We start from the raw sequence: 20,121 nt of genomic DNA, 5'->3' as shown, positions 1-20,121 counted from the left end.
CTGTTCGCGCACTGGCGTCGAGTCAGTGAAGTGGCATGTGGATGATGGGAGCCGTATGACGCGAGAGTGTCACGTACGGTTCTGTGAGCACCTCGGGGGGAAGTTCCCCGGGGTGACTCGACATGGTTCGTCTGGTTGAGGTGGTTCTCGAACCAGGGAAACGGGCCTGCCCACCCCTTGCAACACCAGCCGCTGGGCCAGCCACCTGAGGTGCGCGGCCCACCCCGGCTACGCCGGGGTGGGGGTGCCGGGGGCTTTACACCAAGCCTTGGGACGCCAGCCCTGGCTACCACCAGAGGTGATCAAACAGGCGATTACCAATACTAATCTTAGCCACATTTATGAAGCACTTTCAAAGTCTTTTCCATTCAATACTGGGTCTTCAGATGTTGCCCTGGTCAAGGATCCAAGGTTATGCCGCTGGCTTCCCTTGTGGAATCGATTCACCGAGGACAACAACATTGAATGCGCAGTGCTGATCGTTCATCGGCATCCTTTGGCCGTGCTCAAGTCTTTAGCGCGGCGCGATCAGCTCCCTGCAGATCGAATCCTGCTGCTGTGGCTACAGCACACCTTGGAAGCCGAGTTTCACAGCAGAAGATTCAAACGGCGCATTATCAGCTATGAAGAATTCCTGAAGAATCCTGGAACCCTCATGGTCCAAGCAAAGGGATTTTGGCCGCATCTGGAAATCGGCAATCATCATCCAAGCTCAGCAGGAGATTCAACAGTCAAGCAGGAGCTGAACCATGCCGCCGAGCCCTTCAATGACTCAGCCCATCCAGCGAATGAGAAGCTCATGCAGCTCGCACTTGAAGTCCATTCCATCCTCGGCGCCGGAGGGCATCCTGACTACCAACAACTTGATCAAGCAAGGCAGACACTCCAGAACCACCTGCATACCGTGACGCAACAGCTTGGCAGGATGGCAACACTACAACTGTTCTGGGAGCCCATTCACGGCAGCGGTTTCAGCGAAGACCATTCAATCAGGAGAAGCATTGCAATATCAAGACAGTCTGCCGAAGTGAGATTCCATCTTCCCTTTTATGCCGAAGGAATCAGACGTTTACGACTCGACCCCGCAGAATATCCTTGCCTCGTCCACATTGAGCACTCGTCACTGCACAGCGAGCACAATGAAGTACTTTGGCAATGGCCGAAAGAAAGCAATCCGGAAGCCCCATTGATTCGGCAACCATTTAGCAGTATCAACGAAGACACAGTTTTACTAGGCAAAGATCGGCTGGGGACAACAAGGATATCGATTTTCAGCCGATCTCATGATCCAGCCCTGTTGGTAGATATTCCGGAAACAATCCTCGCGAAAGCAAGCGGCCCCTGCAGCTTCATCATCAAGGCAAGATGGGAACCTCTGAGCGCTGAAATGTGCGACATCTTCACCCAACTAGGGAGACTCTGGAAAACCCCGCCACCCTGCGCGAGAATGGCCTTGTGATCGGTGACGCGGACAGGCTTCATGGGCGCCAAGCAGTTTGGCTTTGGGGATTACGAGCAGTCCATGGCCAAAAAGCGCACTCGGCGCGAGCGCTTTCTGTCTGAGATGGAGGCGGTTGTGCCGTGGAAAGCGCTGATCGATCTGATCGAGCCCCACTACCCAAGGACCAGCACCAAGGGTGGCCGGCCGCCCTATCCGCTGGAGACCATGCTGCGAATCCATCTGCTGCAGCAGTGGTATGACCTGAGCGATCCGGCGATGGAGGATGCGCTGCTTGAGGTGGCGACCATGCGCCGCTTTGCCGGTATCGCCCTGATCACCGACCGGATCCCGGATGAGACCACGATCCTGGCGTTCCGGCATCTACTGGAGGAGAAGGATCTGGGAGCGCAGATCTTTGAAGCCGTGAAGGCCCACCTCAAGGCCAACGGCATGGCCATGAAGCAGGGCACGATCATCGATGCCACGATCATCGCGGCGCCAAGCTCCACGAAGAATGAGAAGCGGGAGAGGGATCCTGAGATGCACCAGACCTGCAAGGGCAAGCAATGGCACTTTGGGATGAAGGTCCACATCGGGGTGGACAGCGAGAGCGGCCTCATCCACTCGGTGGAAACGACCGCCGCCAATGTTCATGACCTCACCCCCGCCGCTGATCTCCTGCACGGTGAAGAGACAGTGCTCTACGCAGATGCGGGATACCAGGGGATTGAGAAGCGGCCCGATATGCAGGGCAGAGGCATCGGCTTCCGCGTTGCCATGCGCCCAGGAAAGCGTCGCGCGTTACCAGATACACCCGAGGGGAGGGTGGATGACCTGATCGAGACGGCAAAGGCTCACTTCCGCGCCAAGGTGGAGCATCCGTTCCGCGTGATCAAGCGCCAGTTCGGCTTTCAGAAGACCCGGCTGCGGGGCATGCTCAAGAACCGCTGCAAGGTGAATGTGCTGGCAGGCCTCTCCAACCTATTCATGGCGCGCCATGAGTTGCTATGCAAGACATGATTGGGGGAGTGGTGTGCCCATTTGGGGCAGGCGCCACCCCAAATGAGCAAGATTCAGCGTCCACAAAGGTGAATTCAGGCTGATCAACACCCGATCCACCCTCAAATAGTTCATCCCGAACAAACCGCGGTTCCAGACCCTCTTTTAGGGCTCGTTGCCCAGAGGTTCCCTAGGAAATACCGACCAGAAAGTCTTTACCAAAGCCCAGTAAAATCACGGGGCGACGGTATGGCACCGCGTGAGCGAGCGTACTTCTTTGCTGACACAGGAGACCTGCTCAAAGACCAGCGCATGGACTGGGGGGAGCTGATGCCAGACGCCAATACTCAGAACAACCAAAGCAGCCAGCTCTTAATAGAGAGACAGAGGGCCTTAGCACCCTCATGCCATTTTTGACTCATCGCAGAAAAACTTGATTTGTCAGGATCCTCAAACAAATATGGCCATTCCTTAATCATGCGATATATTAGGGCACCTCGAAAAATTCGGGATCTTCCGGATCCGGTAATTGAGACTCTCATTGCCCCGTCAAGCCAGTCATGAGTGCTCTGTCTTGGTAGAGGCTATTTTTCGAGGTTCCCTTAGCAAAACTAACCTATTGCATCTCCCGCAATGCCCACAACTACATTTACCAACTTTTACAATACATCTTTCTTCTGCGGCACGCCTCTCGTAGATGGTTCCACTTACCAGGTAACCACCGAATTCCTTGAAGGGCCTTACCAAGCTGACGATACAGCATCGTTAGACTGGAGCGTCGGAGAAACGATTCAAGTCACCGGCACCGCTGGGTCTAGCGACTGGGTATACCGAGGAATAATTACTATATGTGGAACAGAATACCCCCTGCTTCAGATAGGCAGCGGAGCTAATTTATTCGCAATACTCACTGACGACACGATCATCAATAATACACAAGGTACTTTTACCTCTTTTGAGCCATTTACCCCCTGCCTTACTTCGGGATCGCTAATTCTAACGAATACAGGATACGTTCAAGCCGCAACCCTGGATGTCGGCGACCTCCTTCCAACTCCCAATGGCATTAAGCAGATTAAATTCATAGGGCGTTGCACTCGTTCGTACGCGCAGCTTCGCTCCTCAGGGAAACTTCCCGTCTGTATCGAAACCGGAGCCCTCGGAGAACTCGCCCCTAGCGAACCCATCCACTGCACCCCCAACCACGCCTTTGTCATCAACGATTGCCTGGTGGAAGCCCAGGCCCTGGTGAACGGCACCACCATCCGCCAGGTGGAGGAGTGGGACGAACCCACGATCACCTTCTACTCGATCGAACTGGAGGAGCATTCCTTGATGTGGGCCAATGGCCTGCTCACCGAGACCTTCGTGGCCACCGAGCGGGATGGGGCCATCACCCGCACGAGCTGGAACAACTACGACGAGTACCTCGCCCTCTACGGCAGCTCCACCCCGATGGCCGACATGCCCATGCCGCGGATTCCCTTCGCCCGCCAGCTACCGGGCGAGATCCGTGCAATCGCCGGCCTCGATACAGTGGCCGCTGAGCCTGAATTCGCCCTCGTCTGAACCCTTCAGCCACCGAAGACGCAGTGCCTGGCGGCTCCCTTCCGGAGCAGGCCAGGCTTCTTCTTGAGCAGGTTCCCCAGGCTTTGCAGCACAGCGAGGGGCCGGAGCAGTTCCGATCTCTAGCAGTGGCCTGTCATGGCCGCATGCTGGAGCTTGGCGATCAGGAGCGCAACGAAGCCATCCAGCACGCCCTGGCCGGCGCCCGCCTGCTGGCTGCCCTGCATCACCACGCCTCTCCCCAGCCCGATTGGGTAGCGGTGCATGAGGAGCAATGCTGCCGCTATGGCGCCATCTGGATCCAGGAGGAGCTGAGCCGCACCGATTCGGTGCAGGCCATCACCTGGGCCATGCAGGCCCTGGCCCTGCTCGATCGGCTGGAGCAGTTGCACAGCCCTCCGCCGACCTGGATCGACGTGGTCCGGCTGGAGTTCCGCCAGCGGCTTGCACCGCCGCCGCTGCAGAGCCGCAGTGATCGCCAGCAGCAGAGTGAATCCTTCGATCACCTGCGCTTCCCTGCAGTACCGGCCGATCCAGCCGCTGCAGAAGCCCTGCTGCCCCGGGCGCTGCAGCGCCTCCACCTGGCCCGCCAGGCCGGTGCCCACGAGCTCTGCCTCCAGTGGCTGGCCCAGCTGCGCCAGGTGCTGGGCCACCGCACAGACCTGCTCTGGCACACCCTGGAGTGTGCTTTTCCTGTGGGCGACTGGACGCTGCAGGCCTGGTGCGCCGAGCTGCTGCTGAAGGAGGTGGGGCCCGAACAGGGCCCCACCCACCGCCACCTGCTGCTCACCCGCTGGCAGGCCCTGCTCACCACCGCCACAGCGTTGCCGGCCGGCCAGCCAGACCCCACCCTGGCCGCCCTCGGCGCCCTGGCGGCCTGCCCTCCAGAGGCCGACAGCAGCGATCCGGCCTCAACCCATCCGATGGCCTGGCTGCTGCTGCAGAGCGCCCAACTGGCCCAGCGGCGCGGCCAGATCGAGGCGGCCCTCTGCCTCTGCCGGGCCGTTGCTGCCCTCGATCCCCACGCCGCCTCCCCCCAGCTGCGCCTGCAGACCCTCCAGCTGGCAGAAACGCTGGCCTACGTGAGCGGCGATCTCACCGAGGCCCAGACCCTGCGCCAGCGCATCAGTCCATTGCTGGAGAGCGACGCAGAACGCTACGCCGATCCATTTCGACCCTGGCTGCTGGAACTGGGCTCCGACCCGGCTGCTCTGGCGCGCTGGCAGGTGATTCGGAATTTGCCCAGCCTCGCCGATCGCCTCCTGGCCCTGACCGACGACCTGAAGCACCATCCCAATGCCACGGTGCTGGCCTTCGCGCTGCTGCACAACCTGCGCCAGGCGGGAACCGCCGGCAACGGAGCCTTCACGCCGGAGCCAGACGCCACCATCCCCCGCCATCTCTGGCTGCTGCAGCGCCATCCGGGCAGCAGCCCAGAGCAACGGGAACGCGCTCGCCACTGGCGGGAGCTGCATCCGGGGTGGACCTGCGAGTGGCTGGATCCAGGCCGCGAGGCCATCGGCAGCCGTGAGGATCTGCCCCGGCTGGTGCAGCTGGCCTGCCAGGCCGTGAACAGCCCCGAGGTGCGTGCCGATCTGCTGCGGCTGGCCCTGCTGTGGCAACACGGCGGCCTCTCGGCCGACTGGGACACCCGGCCGCAGCGCAGCCTCGAGCGCCTGGTGGAACCTGGAACCTCCCTGCTGCTGGTCACCGACAGCCTCAGCTGCCTCGGCCTCGATGCGATCGCCGCCGTGCCCCGCCATCCGTTCGTGCAGGCCGCCCTGGAGCGGGCCTGCCGCAATGTGCTTCAGGGGGAGGGCTTCAGCCGCTGGGAACTGAGCGGCGCCTGCCACCTGAGCGGCTGCTTTGCGCACTGGGTGGTGGAGGGCCTCAGCCCATCAGCCAACGGCGACTCTGACTTGACTAGCGAATCCTGCGCCTTGCCTGCAGGGTTGCGCCTGCTCTCCTGGGGCGAACTGCAGGGATGGCTCTCCCTGGGAATCCCCCTGCCCCGCCCGCAGGACGCTCCCGATGAACCGAAGTGGAGCGAGGTGATCGACGGACGCCGCCGCCTGCGGGCACTACGGGAACTGCGGGCACTGAAGCAAAAGCAAGCTGCCTGAGGACTCCATGGGACCCCACCGATCCCCATTAAGATCAGGTCCTGAGGCGATGCCCCCTTTGCCCACCACCCAGCGGCCTGAGCTGATGCCCAGCGAGGCGGTGCTGGCCCTGCACGATCTGCAGCACACCTACGGCAGCTTCTCCGAATTCCAGGAACATCTGGCCGAGCTGCTCCAGCAAGGCAAGCAGCTGAAGGAATGCCTTGAGATGGTGCGCCTGCTGGGCATCCTTGAGCCCTTGAGCGGAGAGCACATCCTGCCGGAATCGATCCGCCTGCAGGGGCCGAACTACCGCGAATCCCTGATCGCCAATGGGCTGCTGAGCCGCAATCGGGCCGCCCTGCAGGTGCTGGAGCAGCTCTACGGCAGCCTCGAGACTCTCGCCCAGCAGGATATCTACCTTGTTGAGGCCCTCACGGGCTTTGCCCTGTGGCTGCGGCGGCAGCTGGGGGAGGAGCGGCTGGTGTGCAGCGAATTTCTCGAGGATGCAGAGGTGGCGCGCGGCGACATCCCCCATCAGGACCTCTGCGCCCTCAGCTTCGCGGATGCCAGCTTCGATCTGGTGCTGTGCAATGAGCTGTTCGAGCATGTACGCGATCTCGACCAGGCCTTCCTCGAGATCGCCCGGGTGCTACGGCCCGGCGGCCGACTGGTTGCCACCTGCCCGATGGCCTTCGGGCAATGGGAATCGATCCTCAAGGCCCGGCACAATACCCGCAGTGGCCGCACCGAACTGCTGGAGAAGGCTGAATTCCATGGGGATCCGATCCGGCCGAAGGAGGGTTCGCTGGTGTACAGGATCCCGGGCTGGGAACTCACCGAACAACTGCAGCAAGCGGGTTTCCACAACGCAGTGATTCACCACCTGGCCAGCTGGAAACACGGCATCCTCGGCTCGGATCTGCCGGGCGTTCTGGTGATCAACGCCCAGCGCTAGAGATGCCCAGAGACCCGCTGGCCTGGCAACCGCTGCTGCGCCACTGGACACGCTGCCTGGGCGAAGGCGATGCCGCCGTGGCCGAACTTGGCGACCTGGCAGCGATCGAGGGGCTGGATCTGGCGGGGCTGCTGCCGGGAGGGCCTGGCTGGGCTGATGTGCAGCGTTGCCTGCGCCATGACCCGGAGGGCGCCTTCCGCTGCCTCTACTACGGCCTGGCGCTGCGGGGGCTGGAAGCCCTGCCAGCGCCGGAGCAACTGGTGCCGGCCGACAACAGCGAAACACCGCAAATCAGCGTGTTGATCCCAGTGCACAACCAGTGGCCGCTGACGCTCAACTGTCTGCGCAGCCTGGTGGTGGCGGCCAACACGGTGCGCTTTGAGATGATCCTGGCCGATGATGCCTCCAGCGATGCCACCACTCAGCTGGGGCGGCAGCTGCCCTGGCTGCGGATCTGGCGCTCGGAGCTGAACCAGGGCTTTCTCGACACCTGCAATGCCGCCGCTGAACTCGCCCGTGGCGAGGTAGTGCTGTTGCTCAATAACGACACCCTGGTGGGCGACCACTGCCTGGAACGTCTGCTGGCAAGCCTTGCGCGAAATCCAGAGGCCGGTGTGGTGGGCGCGGCGGTGTGGGGAGCAGACGGCCAGCCGCTGGAAGTGGGCGGCATCGTGTGGGCCGATGGGGAGGTGTGGAACCACGGCCGGGGCTTTCCGCCGGAGCACTGGTTCGCCCTGGCCTACGAACGCCAGACCGACTATGTGAGCGGCTGCGCCCTGGCGATCCGCCGCCATCTCTGGCAGGAGCTGCAGGGCTTCGACCCGCGCTACCGGCCGGCCTACTGCGAAGACACCGACCTCTGCCTGCGGGTGTGGCGAGCGGGCTACACGGTGCTGGTGCAGCCGCAGGCGCGGATTTTGCACCTGGAGGGGCTGAGCCATTCGCGCCGCACGGACACGGGCCTGAAGACCCACCAGACCACCCATCTCAAGAGGCTCAGAAGCCAGTGGCAGCCGTGGCTCGACAGCCGCCAACCCTGCCGCAGCACGCCCTGGTTCGTGGCCGCAGACCGAGGCCTCCAGACCAGACCACCGGCCCTCCTGCTCGAGCCGCAGAGCCATGAGTTGGCAGGCTGCAGGAGCATGGGCTATCAGCCCATGCTCCTGCAGGGAGATCGGCACTGGCAGGAGCAAGGCGTGTGCTGCCTGCCGGCCGGTTGGCCTGGCCTGGCCCCCTGGATCTCCGAGCAGCTGGGGGTTTCAGGTGATGAGCCGATCGCGGCGCTGCACCGGCACCTGCCGGATGGCAAAGCCCCGGTGGCGGCACTACCGGGCTGGGACCTTGCAGCCCTGCGGCTCCTGGCCAGCAGCAGCGGACTCGATCGCGATGGCTGGCTGGTGCGCTCCAACCGCCTGCTGCTGGAGCTGGACACCCTGGACGGGAACTCGGGGGTTCTGATCATGGATCTCTACCTCCCCGAGCAGGGGGAACTGCTGGCGACCCCGCAGCTCGTGATCAGCCTGGCTGGAAGCAACAACGGCGAAAGCCGCCAGGTGCTGCTGGAACGGGGTCTGAATCAGATCGCGCTGCCGTGGTCCGGGAATTCCAAAGCCTCCCCCACGATCCTGAAGCTACGGGGAGAGGCCCTGATCGAGCCGGCCGACAAGCTCGATCACCGCGAACTCCTCGTGGTGCTCACCCGGCTGGATTGGGGGAGGGCAGAATGTGAAGCAGCTGATTCCATTCCAGAGCGATAGGCAGGGCTGATTCAAAGTGTGTCACAGTCGCTCTGGCCTGAGCGGCCAGATTGGGGTTTGCTTGGTGGTATCGCTCCGTCCTTGTGCCCGACATCGCCTCTGCCGCAACCGATCTTGATCTGATCAGTTACCTGCAGGCGATACCGGATGCCCGCATGCGGCGAGGGGTGCGCATTCCGGCCTGGTACCTGCTGCTGGTGGCCGTGCTGGGCATCCTGAGCGGTAGTGAAAGCTTGCGAGATCTGGAGCGGTTCGCTCGGCGCCACCATTCGGTGCTCTGTAAGCAGTTGGGCCTTGAACTGCGGCGGCCCCCATCGGATTCTGCGTTCCGCTACTTCTTCCTGCAGGTGGATGTGGCGGCCCTGTGCGCGGCCATCCGTGACTGGACGATCGCCCAGATCCCAGGTGGTGCAGCGGATCTCGATCAGCTGGTGTGTGACGGCAAGACACTGCGAGGCTCGATCGAGCCCACTGCCGGTGGTGGTTCAGCATTCATTGCCCAGGTGACGCTCTACTCGGCCGCCTTGGGTGTGGCGATCTCGCAGGCCTGCTACGCCACTGGCGCGAACCACGAGCGGGCAGTGCTGAAACAGCTGCTGGGCGAGCTCGACCTGGATGGGGTGCTGATCCAGGCAGATGCGCTCCATACCCAGCGCCCGTTTTTCAACAGCTCCAGGAGCAGGGGGCCGACTTCCTGCTGACCGTGAAGGGCAACCAGAAGACTCTGCACCGTCAGATCCGCAGCCAGTTCCAGGGGAAACGCCACATCCCTTGTCTCGCAATGGATCACGAGAAGAGCCACGGGCGCGACATCACCTGGACTCTGCGTGCCAAACAGGCACCGGAGCACATCCGTGAGGCCTGGAGCGGCACCAGCTGGATCGTGGAGGTGACCGCCGTTGGCACTCGCGACGGCAAGATCTTCCGGCAGACCCATTTCTTCCTCACCAGCTTGCGCACCACCCCAGAAGCCCTGCTGCAACTGGTGCGGGATCGCTGGAGCATTGAGAGCTGGCACTGGATCCGTGACACCCAGCTGCACGAGGACGCCCATCGCTACCGGGGCAACGGCGCCGGAGCGATGGCGACGCTGCGCACGGCAGCCCTCAACCTGCTCCGACTGGCTGGATTTCAGTCGATCCGAGCCGGCATGCAGGCCGTAACTCACGACATCACGGCGCTACTGGCGATGGCGACGAGAAAGCCAGAACCAAGCCTGAGTTAAGACTTTGAATCAGCCCTGGAGCGATAGGGGATATGCTCAAAACCAAGCCTGCAGCTCAGGCATTGCAGCAAGATTCAGCCCATGGAGGTGGCTTGGGTGATCGATCGATCCACACTCCAACGCCAGTTGTTGGATCGCCCTGATCAACCGACCCTGTGGGTGGAGTGGGCCAAGCTGGCCCAAGGGAGCAGCACTCCTCCAGCCAGATCTTCTGCAAAGCGACCCCCGGCAGCCCATCCACAGACGCCGCATCCACCGACAGGACGCGCGGCAGCACCGCCAAAGCCAGCGTCACCTGTGCGGCGCGCCCAGCCAGCCAAGCCTCCGGCCCAGCCTGCCCAACCACGGAAGGCCGCTGTGGAGCAGCACGCCATCCATCCCTCGGAGCCGCGCCCGCTGAAACGGCGCTTCCACCCCGAAGGAAGCGAAGCCTCACGAGCTCTGGTGGATCTCCAGTGTGAAGAACTGGGCCAGCTGGTGGAGAGCGGTGACTATGAGCAGGTGCTGCGGCGGCTCGGGCACGACAGCCTGGCAACCCTGGCCGGGAAGCTGGAACCGCAGCATTTGTATGCCCTTGGCCACGCCGCCCACCAGCGCCAGCGGCACGATCTGGCCCAGCCGCTGCTGGAGGCGGCAGTGGCAGCTGGCGAAAAGGCTGGTGATCTGTTGCCCTGGGCCCAGTTGTTTGCATCGCTTACCCTGCGGGCCCTGGGCGAGCTGGCGGAGGCCAGGCCAAAGCTCGAGGCGATCACGGCGGAAGGCGACCAGACCGAGAGCAGCCCGGCCCTCAGCGCCACTGCCTTCCATGCCGGTGTGGCCCTGGCCTGGCTGCACCTCGGCGAGGGGGAGCGATCCGCGGCGATGGACTGCCTGCAGGTGCTGCGCCGATCGCCCCTGTGCGGGGAGAACGCCAGCGAAGTGGACCTGCTGGGCCGGGTGCTCTCCACCCTGGAGTGGCTGGAGAGCAACCCGCGCGAGCAACTGAATCACGCAATCGACCGGGCCCAGGATTGCGCCTTTGTGGCAGCGATTGATGCCATCCGGATCAGCCCCTGCGGCACGCTCCTGCAGATCGAGGGATGGGTGGTGGATCCGGGGGTGCAGCTGCGGGAGCTGTGTCTGGTGCGCGGCGATCGGGTCTGGCGGCTGAATCTGGAAGAAGCCAGTTATTCCAGCCGACCGGATCTGAACGACGTGGTGCAACGCTGCCATGCCACCAGCGAACTCCACCCAGGGCTGCGCCTGCAGCTGGTGGCCATGCCTGAAGAACGGGTTCCGTTGGAACCTGGCGAAGCGGCAGACCTGTTTGTGGTGCTGAACAATGGCGTTCAGTTCTGTCTGCGGCGAAGCCTGCAGGGCACGCCGCTACGCACCGACCAGCTCAAGCAGGTGGTGGACGCTGCGATTGCTCACCCCACACGCCTGCAGGCTCCGATGCTGCTGCAGCGAGTGCGGGATGCGTGGAGCCAACAGTTGCTGGCAAAGATGGAGCAGCCAGCCGAGCACCAGTGCCACAGCCGAGCTGAGCAAGCCACGCCCGAATTAAGCGTGGTGGTGCCTCTGTACGGGCGAGTGGATTTCATGGAATATCAACTCAACTGGTTCAACGCCTGGCGGCGGCGGCACGGCGATCAGGTTCCAGCGATCCAGTTGATCTATGTGCTGGATGATCCGCGGCTCAAGCAGGAATTCAATGCCTTGGTGAAGCGTTGCCACACGCTTTACAGCGTGCCGTTTGAAACGGTGATCAATCCAGACAATATGGGGTTTGCCGGAGCCAACAACCGAGGCGCGCAACTGGCCAAAGCACCCTTGTTGCTCCTGCTGAATTCGGATGTACTGCCCGCCCATGATTCCAGTCTGGAGCTGATGCTGCGGGCCATGCAGCAGCATGGAGACGCCCTCGGCGCCCTCGGGGCACGCCTGCTGTTCGACAACGGAGCGATCCAGCACTGCGGCATGGAATTCGTGACCGAGCCCGACCTGGAAGGCGACCTGAGCTGGGTGTGGCTGAATGAGCATCCGCTCAAGGGGGTGAACAGTGGCTACGGCCACCGGCAGCAGCTGGAGCTGCAGGAGGTGGAGGCGGCCACGGCCGCCTGCCTGATGCTGCGAACAGACCTCTACCGGCAACTGCAGGGCCTGAGCAGCCAGTATGTGGTGGGCGACTTTGAAGATTCTGATCTTTGCCTCCAGATCCGCAGCCTCGGTCTGCCGATCGCAGTGGATCTAGCCGCAGTGTTCCATCATCTCGAGCGCCAGAGCGTGGGTCTGGGGGAGGAGAACAACAGCCTCAAGGCCAAGATTGTGACCGCCAATGCGATCACCCATCACCAGCGCTGGTGCAGTGCGATCGAACGCATGAAGCGCAGCCAGATCACCACGCCATGAACGTTCTGTACCTGATCCACGGCCATGAAAACTTCTCGGTGGGAGGAGCTGAGAATGCAGCCTTCTCCCTGTTTCGTGAACTGCAGCAGCACCGCGGCATCGAGGCCTGGATCCTGGCCGCCGTTCACACCAGCAAAGGGGTGCTGGCGCATGGTGAGCTGCGTAGCGTGGAAGGCACGGATCGTGAATATCTGATCGGCAGCAGCTGCGAGTGGTTTCGCTTCACCAATCCCCACATCTCCAGCATGCGGCGAAGCCTGCAGCGGCTGCTGAGGCACATTGAGCCTGATGTAATTCACCTGCAGCACTACGTGCACTTCGGGATCGACATCATCCCTCTGCTGCAAAGCCTCTGCCCTGAGGCAAAGATTGTGGTGACCCTGCATGATTATCTGGCGCTTTGCCGCCACAACGGCCAGATGGTGACCACCCATCAGCTGAAGCTCTGCGAAAAAGCCACCCCACTGGCCTGCTCCATGTGCTATCCGGAGAACAGCACCGGCGACCTGTTCCTACGACATCACTACATCAAGACGATTCTGGAAAGTTGTGATGCCCTGATCAGCCCGAGCGAATTTCTGATCCAGCGCTACCGCAACTGCGGCATCGACCACCCCAGCTTCCTGATGATCGAGAATGGATTGCCAAACCATTTTGATCTGAGTCAACGGGATCAGATCGCCAACACGAGCTCAGAGAAGCTGAATCGGTTTGGTTATTTTGGCCAGCTGAATCTCTACAAAGGCCCCCTGCTGCTGCTGAAAGCCGCATATCTGTTGCAGGAGCAAGGGTTGACCAACTTCACTGTGAACATCTATGGCGCCAATCTCGAACAACAACCCGAGGATTTTCAGCAGGAATTCCAGTTGTTTCATGAGAAAGTGCGCGACCGGGTGCTGCTTCGGGGCAGCTACCGCCAATCCGAACTGGAAACACTCATGCAGGAGAACGACTGGGTTGTGGTTCCCTCGATCTGGTGGGAGAATTCGCCTGTGGTGATCCAAGAAGCTTTGTACTACGGCAGGCCAGTGATTGGCAGCGATATCGGTGGCACCGCCGAGAAGATCGACGGGTACGGTGGGCTGAAGTTTACGGCACGCAGCGAGAGTGCCTTGGCTGGGGTGATGCAGAAGGCAATTGGCAATGCGGCGCTACATCAAGCACTGATCCAGCAGATTCCCAATCCCACAACAGCAGTGGACTGTGCTACTGCGCACGTTGCGCTTTATCGGGATATTGTTTTTGCAAGGACAATACAGCGCGAGGCGTTGGCATGAATCGGTCACTCATAGTTCACATCGGAACTGGAAAGACTGGATCTACCGCTATACAACGATCTCTACGTACTTCACTAGAATCCTTAAGCATTAATGGGATTCACTATTGGGGTTTAAACCTTGAAAGATGCAGTCCAGACTTATTGCTATATGATTGGCAGTCAGAGTCTGGGACCTGCGTATTGCAAAGGCTTGGAGATATCGAAGCAAGTGAGCAGGTTAAACAAGTATTGGACTCAGCTCTTCTTCTCCTGCCTAATAACCACTCTGCAGTCTGGAGCAATGAATCGATATACGAACGACCTGCGGTATATATTCCAGCAATACAAAGATCATGCCAAGAAGCCGGAGTTGACGCAACCATTGTTTGCTATGTTCGCGAACATAAATCATATATAAAATCGGCCTATAGACAGTGGGGAATCAAGCACAAGACTTATCCAGGCACCGTAAAACCGTTTAGCGAATTTGCGAAAGACGATATGATTTCATCAATATCCACCCACTTAAGGCAATGGACAAATTGCAACGATTACACTCTTGAACTTTATAACTATGACGAGAAGAATGACACATGCCAGCATTTTCTCTCTCTATTGGGTATAAATACGAGAGAAAAATTGACCGCAAACCAAAAAGAAGCGCCGGAAATACTCTTCCTCAGGGCTGCAATAAATAGCACTCAAAAAATGCCTGCTAGACCCAGCCTATTCAATAGTTTTTGGTCTGATATAATAATAAAAAGCCCCATTGAAGGTCTGAATCGATACATCAATGACCCGCTAGAGATTGGCATCAGCCCTGACGACTTTGTCAAGGGCACCACGAAAAATACCGATTTACCTTGGAAGCAGCGATTGAGACTCATGTACTGGCCGGCGTCGGCATTGGCCAATGGTCGCGACAAGGCCGATTTTTCGTGGTGCCCTCAAGATAGAGGAAGCATTGCTTCAAGAAACTGTTGAAATAAACACTATTCTTGCACAGCATAATCAACCTCCGCTGAATTTAGATCTTCAAATGAACGAATCACTGAACTGCTATAATCAAAAGCAGCTCAACAAATTACTAATAGCGATGATCTACTCGCTCCAGATGCAACTCAATGAACTTAAGAGTTCGAAAACCTAGGTCAGAAAGATGAAATGTATTCTTCATATTGGAACCGAGAAAACAGCAACAACATCTTTCCAGAAGCTCATGGCAGCTTCTCGCGACAAGTTATTTAATGAATATGGAATTTGGTATCCCCAATGCCTAGGATCACATTGGCATCGTGATCTGGCGGTATGGGCAATGGATCCAAGCAAGCCAGACGATCATTTCATGAAGCTTAATATCAAAACAAGCCTAGAGCACGATCTTTTCAAAAAGTCTCTCACAGAGCGCTTGCAACGAGAGTATACAGAATTCAAAAGCGCTCATACATGCATTATCTCCTCAGAGCACTTGCATTCACGACTTAAGACACAATATTCTATTCATCAGCTAAACGAGATTCTAACGGCTTTATATGACGAAGTGTATGTGTTCGTCCACCTGAGACCACAAGTAGAGCTAGCTGTCTCTTTGGCTTCAACAGCAGCAAAAAGCCCAAGTCTAATTGTAGACAAGAAATTCTTCGAGGAGGCGGCACTAGACAGATCTTATTACGACTATAGTCATATTCTTGATATGTGGAGTAATTCATTTGGCCGCGAACGAATTTATCCCTTTTCGTTCAAAAAGAATTTAAACATGGCTCAATTAATCGGTGGGTTCATAGGCGTTGACCTATCTGCTCTTGGGCCACTACCGAAAGAGAACTCTTCGTTGACTGTAGAGGCTATTTGCCTATTAAATCTTCTCAAGCAATACTCAGGTGATTCATCTAAATTCAATCAGATTATCAATGCTTCGCAAGCAGGCGAGAAACTGTGCGTCTCGCGTGCACTAGCATCAGCAATTCAGGATTCTTATCGGGACAGCAATCTAAAGGTAATAGATTCCTTTAAAGGCATGACTAATGATGACTTATTTGTCGACATCAGCATGTATCCTAAAAACGGAAACGAAGAGCGTTTGCTTCCCGAGTGCAACTTTTCGCCGGCTGTTTATGCTGTGATGCAGGAAGCCGTCAGGATAATTGAAGCAAATAACTTCTTAAAACGGAAGCTTGCCCAATAAAGAGTTGGCAGTTAAAATTAAAAGGCTATGATGGCCTCTTCGAAACTATATTTGTCGGATTTCCATGAGTTAGCTTTTGATTTCGATTCGCTAGATCTTGAGCAACTTGCTAATCAACTCAGGGGGTATACCAGCGCTTTGGAAGTCATGCACGAATGCCAGAATTTTGCGCTTCGCAATCATCAAAGTGTTTGCCCAGTAAAGTTTATATCAGTGGCGTCCCAGCAAGTGGTGTAACTCGGGGGGATCAGCCCCGGCGTAGACGGGGCTGACGGCTCGCCTCCCTCACGTCTGTGCTGTGGCAATGGGTGGGCCGGTCTGTGACCCTGTTCGGAGCACTACCACCAAACCGAACACAGACCATGACCCTTACCCATAGTGGCGCCTCCGAGCTGGCTCAGCTCATGGAGGGCACCACCGCTGGCGCCCTGATCCCTGAGATCGTGCGTCGGGGTTTCCAGGATCTGCTGGAGGCCGAAGTCTCCGCGGCCATTGGTGCCACGCGCCATGAGCGCTGCCCTGATGAGCGCACCACCCACCGCAACGGCTACCGCCAGCGGCTGCTCACCACCCAGGTGGGCGATCTCAGCCTGGCCATCCCCAAACTGCGCCAGGGCAGCTTCTTCCCCGACTGGCTCGAGCCGCGTCGCAGGGTCGACAAAGCTCTTTACGCCGTGGTGATGGAGGCCTACACCGGCGGCATCTCCACACGGAAGGTCGACTCCCTGGTGGAGGCGCTGGGCGGGGCCAGCGGCATCTCCAAATCGGAGGTGAGCCGCATCTGTGCTGGCCTCGACGAGCAGGTGAAAGCCTTTCTGAGCCGGCCGTTGGACCATGCCCGCTTCCCGTACGTCTACCTCGACGCCACCTATCTCCACGGCCGCCTGGGCCGCAACCTGCAGGTGGTGTCGCGGGCCGTGGTGGTGGCGATTGGCATCAATGCCCTCGGCTACCGCGAGGTGCTCGGGATCGCCGTAGGCGATAGCGAGGCTGAGGGCTTTTGGCGGCAGTTTCTGGGGAGCCTCAAGGAGCGTGGCCTCACTGGCACCCGCCTGGTGATCTCGGACGCCCACCTGGGGCTGACAGCAGCGATCAAGCGAATGTTCCAGGGCTGCTCCTGGCAGCGCTGCCGGGTGCACTTCCTGCGCAACCTGCTCAGCCACGTTCCCAAGGCTGGCCAAGACATGGTGGCGGCGGCCATGAAAGCGGTGTTCGTGATTCAGGCACCGGATCAGGTGCGTGCCCACTGGCAGCGGGTCACCGCGATGCTGCGCAAGCAGTTCCCCACCGCTGTGCCGGTGATGGAGGCCGCCCGTGACGATGTGCTGGCGTTCCTCCACTTCCCGCAGGAGCACTGGCGCAAGGTCTGGAGCACCAACCCGCTCGAGCGCCTGAACAAGGAGATCAAGCGACGCACCAACGTCGTAGGGATCTTCCCCAACGACGCGTCGATCGTGCGGCTGGTGGGCGCTCAGCTGCTGGAGCAGCAGGAGGAATGGCAGCTGGAGCGCCGCCGCTTCTTCTCGGAGGCCACCATGGCCAAGATCCCGGAGCCAGAAGAGGCCCTGGAGCTCGCCGATGGGGAAGGCGCTGATGAGGAAGCTGGAACACTCAGCTGAACATCGCCACCAATACTTCCGTCAACACAGAACAGAGCGATTGCTGAGTTGCACATTCAGCGATCAGGATTCATAGTGGATGAATGGAGCTGAGAAATCAGCTTCCAGGCAGTCATCCTCTGACTGCTCCTGTTCACCCTCCGGAAAGGGTCACAGGACCACCTGAGTTACACCACTCAGAGGGGCGCTACCCGGCCTGCAGCAGCTGATTGAGCTGGAGGTCGCTGCCGTGCTCGGCGCCGATCGCCATGAACGCACTGAGGAGCATGTTGGCTACCGCAACGGCTACCGGCCCCGGATGCTCACCACCCAGGTGGGTGACATTGATCTGCAGATCCCCAAGCTGCTTAGCGGCAGCTTCCTGCCCTCGATCCTCGATCCTCGAGCCCCGCCGGCGTGTGGATCAGGCCCTCTACGCCGTGGTGATGGAGGCCTATGTGGCCGGTGTGTCCACCCGCAAGGTCGATGCCCTGGTTGCCGACCTGGGCAGCCAGAGCGGGATCTCCAAATCCCAGGTCAGCCGCATCTGCGCTGACATCGACGTGCAGGTGCAGGCGTTTCTCAGCCGGCCTCTGGATGTCAGCGGCTACGCCTACCTGTATCTGGATGCCACCTACCTGCACGGCCGCCTGGGCCGGGCGATGCAGGTCTGCTCCAGAGCCGTCGTCGTCGCCATGGGCGTGAACGCCGATGGCCGCAGAGAACTGCTTGGTCTCGAGGTCGGCGACAGCGAGAGCGAGGCCTTCTGGAGCCAATTCATTGGCTCGTTGAAAGAGCGAGGACTCACTGGGGTCAAGCTCGTGATCAGCGATGCCCACAAGGGCCTCACCAACGCGATCCGGCGGATGCTGCAGGGCAGCTGCTGGCAACGCTGCCGGGTCCATTTCGCCCGCAACCTGCTCCAAAGCGTGTCCAGAGCGCATCAGGGCATGGTCACGGCGGCGCTGCGCTCGGTGTTCGCCCAAGAGAAGGCCGCCGACATTGAGGCCCGCTGGGATGACCTGGCCAGCTCCCTGGCCGAGCGCTTCCCCAAGGCGGCAGACCTGATGCTGAAAGCCCGAGAAGACGTGCTTGCCTTCCGGCACTTCCCTGATCAGCACTGGAGAAAGGTCTGGAGCACCAACCTGCTCGAGCGCGTCAACGAGGAGATCAAGCGCCGCACCCGCGTCGTGGGCATCTTCCCGAACGATGCGGCGATCACCCGCTTGGTGGGTGCCGTGCTGCTGGAGCAGGACGAGCATTGGCAGCTTGAGGGCCGGCGCATGTTCTCGGCCGAGAGCATGGCCGCAATCCCCTCGCTGGAGGAGCTGCCGACGCAGCCCTCGCTCCAGGAAGCAACCGCCTGAACGCACGGCCAACACCAGGCCCCAGGTGAGCGGCGCCGCAGCGCCCCCCGCAGGGCGCAGTGGCGTTGCTCACCGCCCGGGGGCCGGCGCCAACTGGAGCAGCAGAGATTCAGACGTAGCCAACAACCGAGAACCTATCCAGGCGAACGACTTGACAAGTCAATCGTCCGGATTCATCGTGAATAAGCGAGGTACACATTGCCTCGCGAATGACAGCCTGTCATTCACCCCTGTTCACTCTCAAATCAGGGCAATCGGGCCTCGGGATTTACGCCTCTGGAAGGGACGTGGCCGAGCTGATCGCCTTGATCGCGCCCTTCTATCCCAAAGCGAGTAAGATAGGTGGCCGGCCTCCCTATCCGTTGGCCACCATGTTGCGGATCCACCTTTTGCAGCAGTGGTATTCGCTCAGCGATCCGGCCATGGAAGACGCCCTGATCGATGTGCCCATGATGCGCCGCTTTGCCGGCATCGAGCTGATCAGTGATCGGATCCCGGATGAGACCACGATCCTGACCTTCCGCCACTTGCTGGAGAAGTACGAGCTGGGCGAACGGATCTTTGAGACCGTCAAAGGCCACCTCAGCCCGCGTCCCCAGGGAATTACACCAATCCCGGGGACGCGGGCCCATGATGGCCACCACCTACAACATCGGCAAGCTCCACAGAGCAGCGCTGGCAGCAAGCTGAGGGAGAGAACACCACTCAGAGCCGCTCAGTCCCGGGGCTGAGAGCAGCGCTCAGAACTCCCCCAAAGGAGCCAGGGGAGGGTCTGCTACAGCTGCGGAAATGTGCGACAAACCCTTAGGTCAGCAGCAGCCGGAACGTCGAGTCCGATGGCGACTTGCCGAAATCGCTACCCAGGAGCTCGTTGAGTGTCTGGCGGTGGCATTTGGCGAAACGCTCCAGCCCCACCAGCGAACCCTGGCCGCTCAGATCGAGAGGACCGCCGCCAGCAACATCCACCACTGCGGGAAGCGAATGCCTCAGCGCATCCGGTAGTCCGACAGCGCCTTGAGAAAACTGATCAGATCGCTTGCAGCAGCGGGCGTGGTGGCGGGCTGGGAGGCTAAGGGGCAGATGCGGTTCCCGCGCACAACACCGCAGGCGTGATGCCCAGGCCAGGGGTACTGGGACAGCATTCTAAGAGTTTGCTGAAAAACCAACCCACGAGCCCGTTTTCCACAGGCATCAGTGGATTTCTGGCTCAAAAAGTCGGATCGGTGGCTATCAGATCCGCAAACAGACCGATTTCGGCATCGTTGGCCTGACTG

The 20,121-nt window shown here is 59.9% G+C and carries 14 protein-coding genes and 2 pseudogenes; 15 read left to right on the top strand and 1 reads right to left on the bottom strand.

The window, feature by feature from the left end; all coding sequences use genetic code 11:
* The first annotated feature begins 268 nt into the window (after positions 1 to 268).
* The 15 genes and pseudogenes from VB777_RS15020 to VB777_RS14950 form a co-directional block, all read left to right on the top strand.
* Positions 269 to 1,459, top strand: a complete 1,191-nt coding sequence (locus tag VB777_RS15020; RefSeq protein WP_323249909.1) for a hypothetical protein — start codon at positions 269 to 271, stop codon at positions 1,457 to 1,459.
* A gap of 21 nt (positions 1,460 to 1,480) precedes the next feature.
* Positions 1,481 to 2,461 (top strand): IS5 family transposase, encoded by a 981-nt coding sequence (locus VB777_RS15015; protein WP_416238370.1) that lies wholly within the window; start codon positions 1,481 to 1,483, stop codon positions 2,459 to 2,461.
* A 612-nt stretch (positions 2,462 to 3,073) separates the two neighbouring features.
* A complete protein-coding gene (locus VB777_RS15010; RefSeq protein WP_323249905.1) occupies positions 3,074 to 4,009 on the top strand; it encodes a Hint domain-containing protein in 936 nt (311 codons plus the stop codon).
* A gap of 23 nt (positions 4,010 to 4,032) precedes the next feature.
* Positions 4,033 to 6,129, top strand: coding sequence for a glycosyltransferase (locus VB777_RS15005; RefSeq protein ID WP_323249903.1), 2,097 nt, complete (start codon positions 4,033 to 4,035; stop codon positions 6,127 to 6,129).
* A gap of 49 nt (positions 6,130 to 6,178) precedes the next feature.
* On the top strand, positions 6,179 to 7,066 hold the full coding sequence (locus tag VB777_RS15000; RefSeq protein WP_323249901.1) for a class I SAM-dependent methyltransferase: 888 nt from the start codon (positions 6,179 to 6,181) through the stop codon (positions 7,064 to 7,066).
* A 2-nt stretch (positions 7,067 to 7,068) separates the two neighbouring features.
* Positions 7,069 to 8,823: a glycosyltransferase family 2 protein gene (locus VB777_RS14995; RefSeq protein WP_323249899.1), complete on the top strand. Its 1,755-nt coding sequence runs from the start codon at positions 7,069 to 7,071 to the stop codon at positions 8,821 to 8,823.
* Between the two features lie 83 nt (positions 8,824 to 8,906).
* Positions 8,907 to 10,048: pseudogene (locus VB777_RS14990) on the top strand (ISAs1 family transposase).
* A gap of 297 nt (positions 10,049 to 10,345) precedes the next feature.
* Positions 10,346 to 12,439, top strand: a complete 2,094-nt coding sequence (locus tag VB777_RS14985; RefSeq protein WP_323249896.1) for a glycosyltransferase — start codon at positions 10,346 to 10,348, stop codon at positions 12,437 to 12,439.
* Positions 12,436 to 13,716 (top strand): glycosyltransferase, encoded by a 1,281-nt coding sequence (locus VB777_RS14980; RefSeq protein ID WP_323249894.1) that lies wholly within the window; start codon positions 12,436 to 12,438, stop codon positions 13,714 to 13,716. Before VB777_RS14985 ends, VB777_RS14980 begins: the two co-directional genes overlap by 4 nt.
* A gap of 182 nt (positions 13,717 to 13,898) precedes the next feature.
* Positions 13,899 to 14,681 (top strand): hypothetical protein, encoded by a 783-nt coding sequence (locus VB777_RS14975; protein WP_323249892.1) that lies wholly within the window; start codon positions 13,899 to 13,901, stop codon positions 14,679 to 14,681.
* A gap of 175 nt (positions 14,682 to 14,856) precedes the next feature.
* Entirely contained in the window at positions 14,857 to 15,882 is a 1,026-nt protein-coding gene (locus VB777_RS14970) for a hypothetical protein (RefSeq protein WP_323249890.1), read from the top strand.
* 362 nt (positions 15,883 to 16,244) lie between these two features.
* Positions 16,245 to 17,501, top strand: coding sequence for an IS256 family transposase (locus VB777_RS14965; RefSeq protein ID WP_323249888.1), 1,257 nt, complete (start codon positions 16,245 to 16,247; stop codon positions 17,499 to 17,501).
* A 229-nt stretch (positions 17,502 to 17,730) separates the two neighbouring features.
* Positions 17,731 to 18,036: a transposase gene (locus VB777_RS17495; protein ID WP_416238369.1), complete on the top strand. Its 306-nt coding sequence runs from the start codon at positions 17,731 to 17,733 to the stop codon at positions 18,034 to 18,036.
* Positions 17,927 to 18,847, top strand: coding sequence for an IS256 family transposase (locus VB777_RS14955; RefSeq protein WP_416238371.1), 921 nt, complete (start codon positions 17,927 to 17,929; stop codon positions 18,845 to 18,847). Before VB777_RS17495 ends, VB777_RS14955 begins: the two co-directional genes overlap by 110 nt.
* Before the next feature lie 293 nt (positions 18,848 to 19,140).
* A pseudogene (locus VB777_RS14950) lies at positions 19,141 to 19,440 on the top strand (transposase); the annotation flags it as partial.
* Between the two features lie 211 nt (positions 19,441 to 19,651).
* On the opposite strand, the gene VB777_RS14945 reads toward VB777_RS14950, so the two are convergent.
* Positions 19,652 to 19,816, bottom strand: coding sequence for a hypothetical protein (locus tag VB777_RS14945; protein WP_323249885.1), 165 nt, complete (start codon positions 19,814 to 19,816; stop codon positions 19,652 to 19,654).
* Positions 19,817 to 20,121: the final 305 nt, after the last annotated feature.

Source organism: Synechococcus sp. CCY9202, assembly GCF_034931685.1.
Taxonomy (GTDB): Bacteria; Cyanobacteriota; Cyanobacteriia; order PCC-6307; family Cyanobiaceae; genus CBW1002.
The sequence above is the reverse complement of the archived record's forward strand: the minus strand, read 5'-3'. Positions and strand labels throughout refer to the sequence as shown.

Excerpts from the sequence above, each read along its gene's own strand:
- VB777_RS15015 (WP_416238370.1), top strand. The coding sequence starts at position 1,481 with ATGGGCGCCAAGCAGTTTGGCTTTGGGGATTACGAGCAGTCCATGGCC.
- VB777_RS15010 (WP_323249905.1), top strand. The coding sequence starts at position 3,074 with ATGCCCACAACTACATTTACCAACTTTTACAATACATCTTTCTTCTGC.
- VB777_RS15000 (WP_323249901.1), top strand. The coding sequence starts at position 6,179 with ATGCCCCCTTTGCCCACCACCCAGCGGCCTGAGCTGATGCCCAGCGAG.
- VB777_RS14995 (WP_323249899.1), top strand. The coding sequence starts at position 7,069 with ATGCCCAGAGACCCGCTGGCCTGGCAACCGCTGCTGCGCCACTGGACA.
- VB777_RS14980 (WP_323249894.1), top strand. The coding sequence starts at position 12,436 with ATGAACGTTCTGTACCTGATCCACGGCCATGAAAACTTCTCGGTGGGA.
- VB777_RS14970 (WP_323249890.1), top strand. The coding sequence starts at position 14,857 with ATGAAATGTATTCTTCATATTGGAACCGAGAAAACAGCAACAACATCT.
- VB777_RS14965 (WP_323249888.1), top strand. The coding sequence starts at position 16,245 with ATGACCCTTACCCATAGTGGCGCCTCCGAGCTGGCTCAGCTCATGGAG.
- VB777_RS14955 (WP_416238371.1), top strand. The coding sequence starts at position 17,927 with ATGGAGGCCTATGTGGCCGGTGTGTCCACCCGCAAGGTCGATGCCCTG.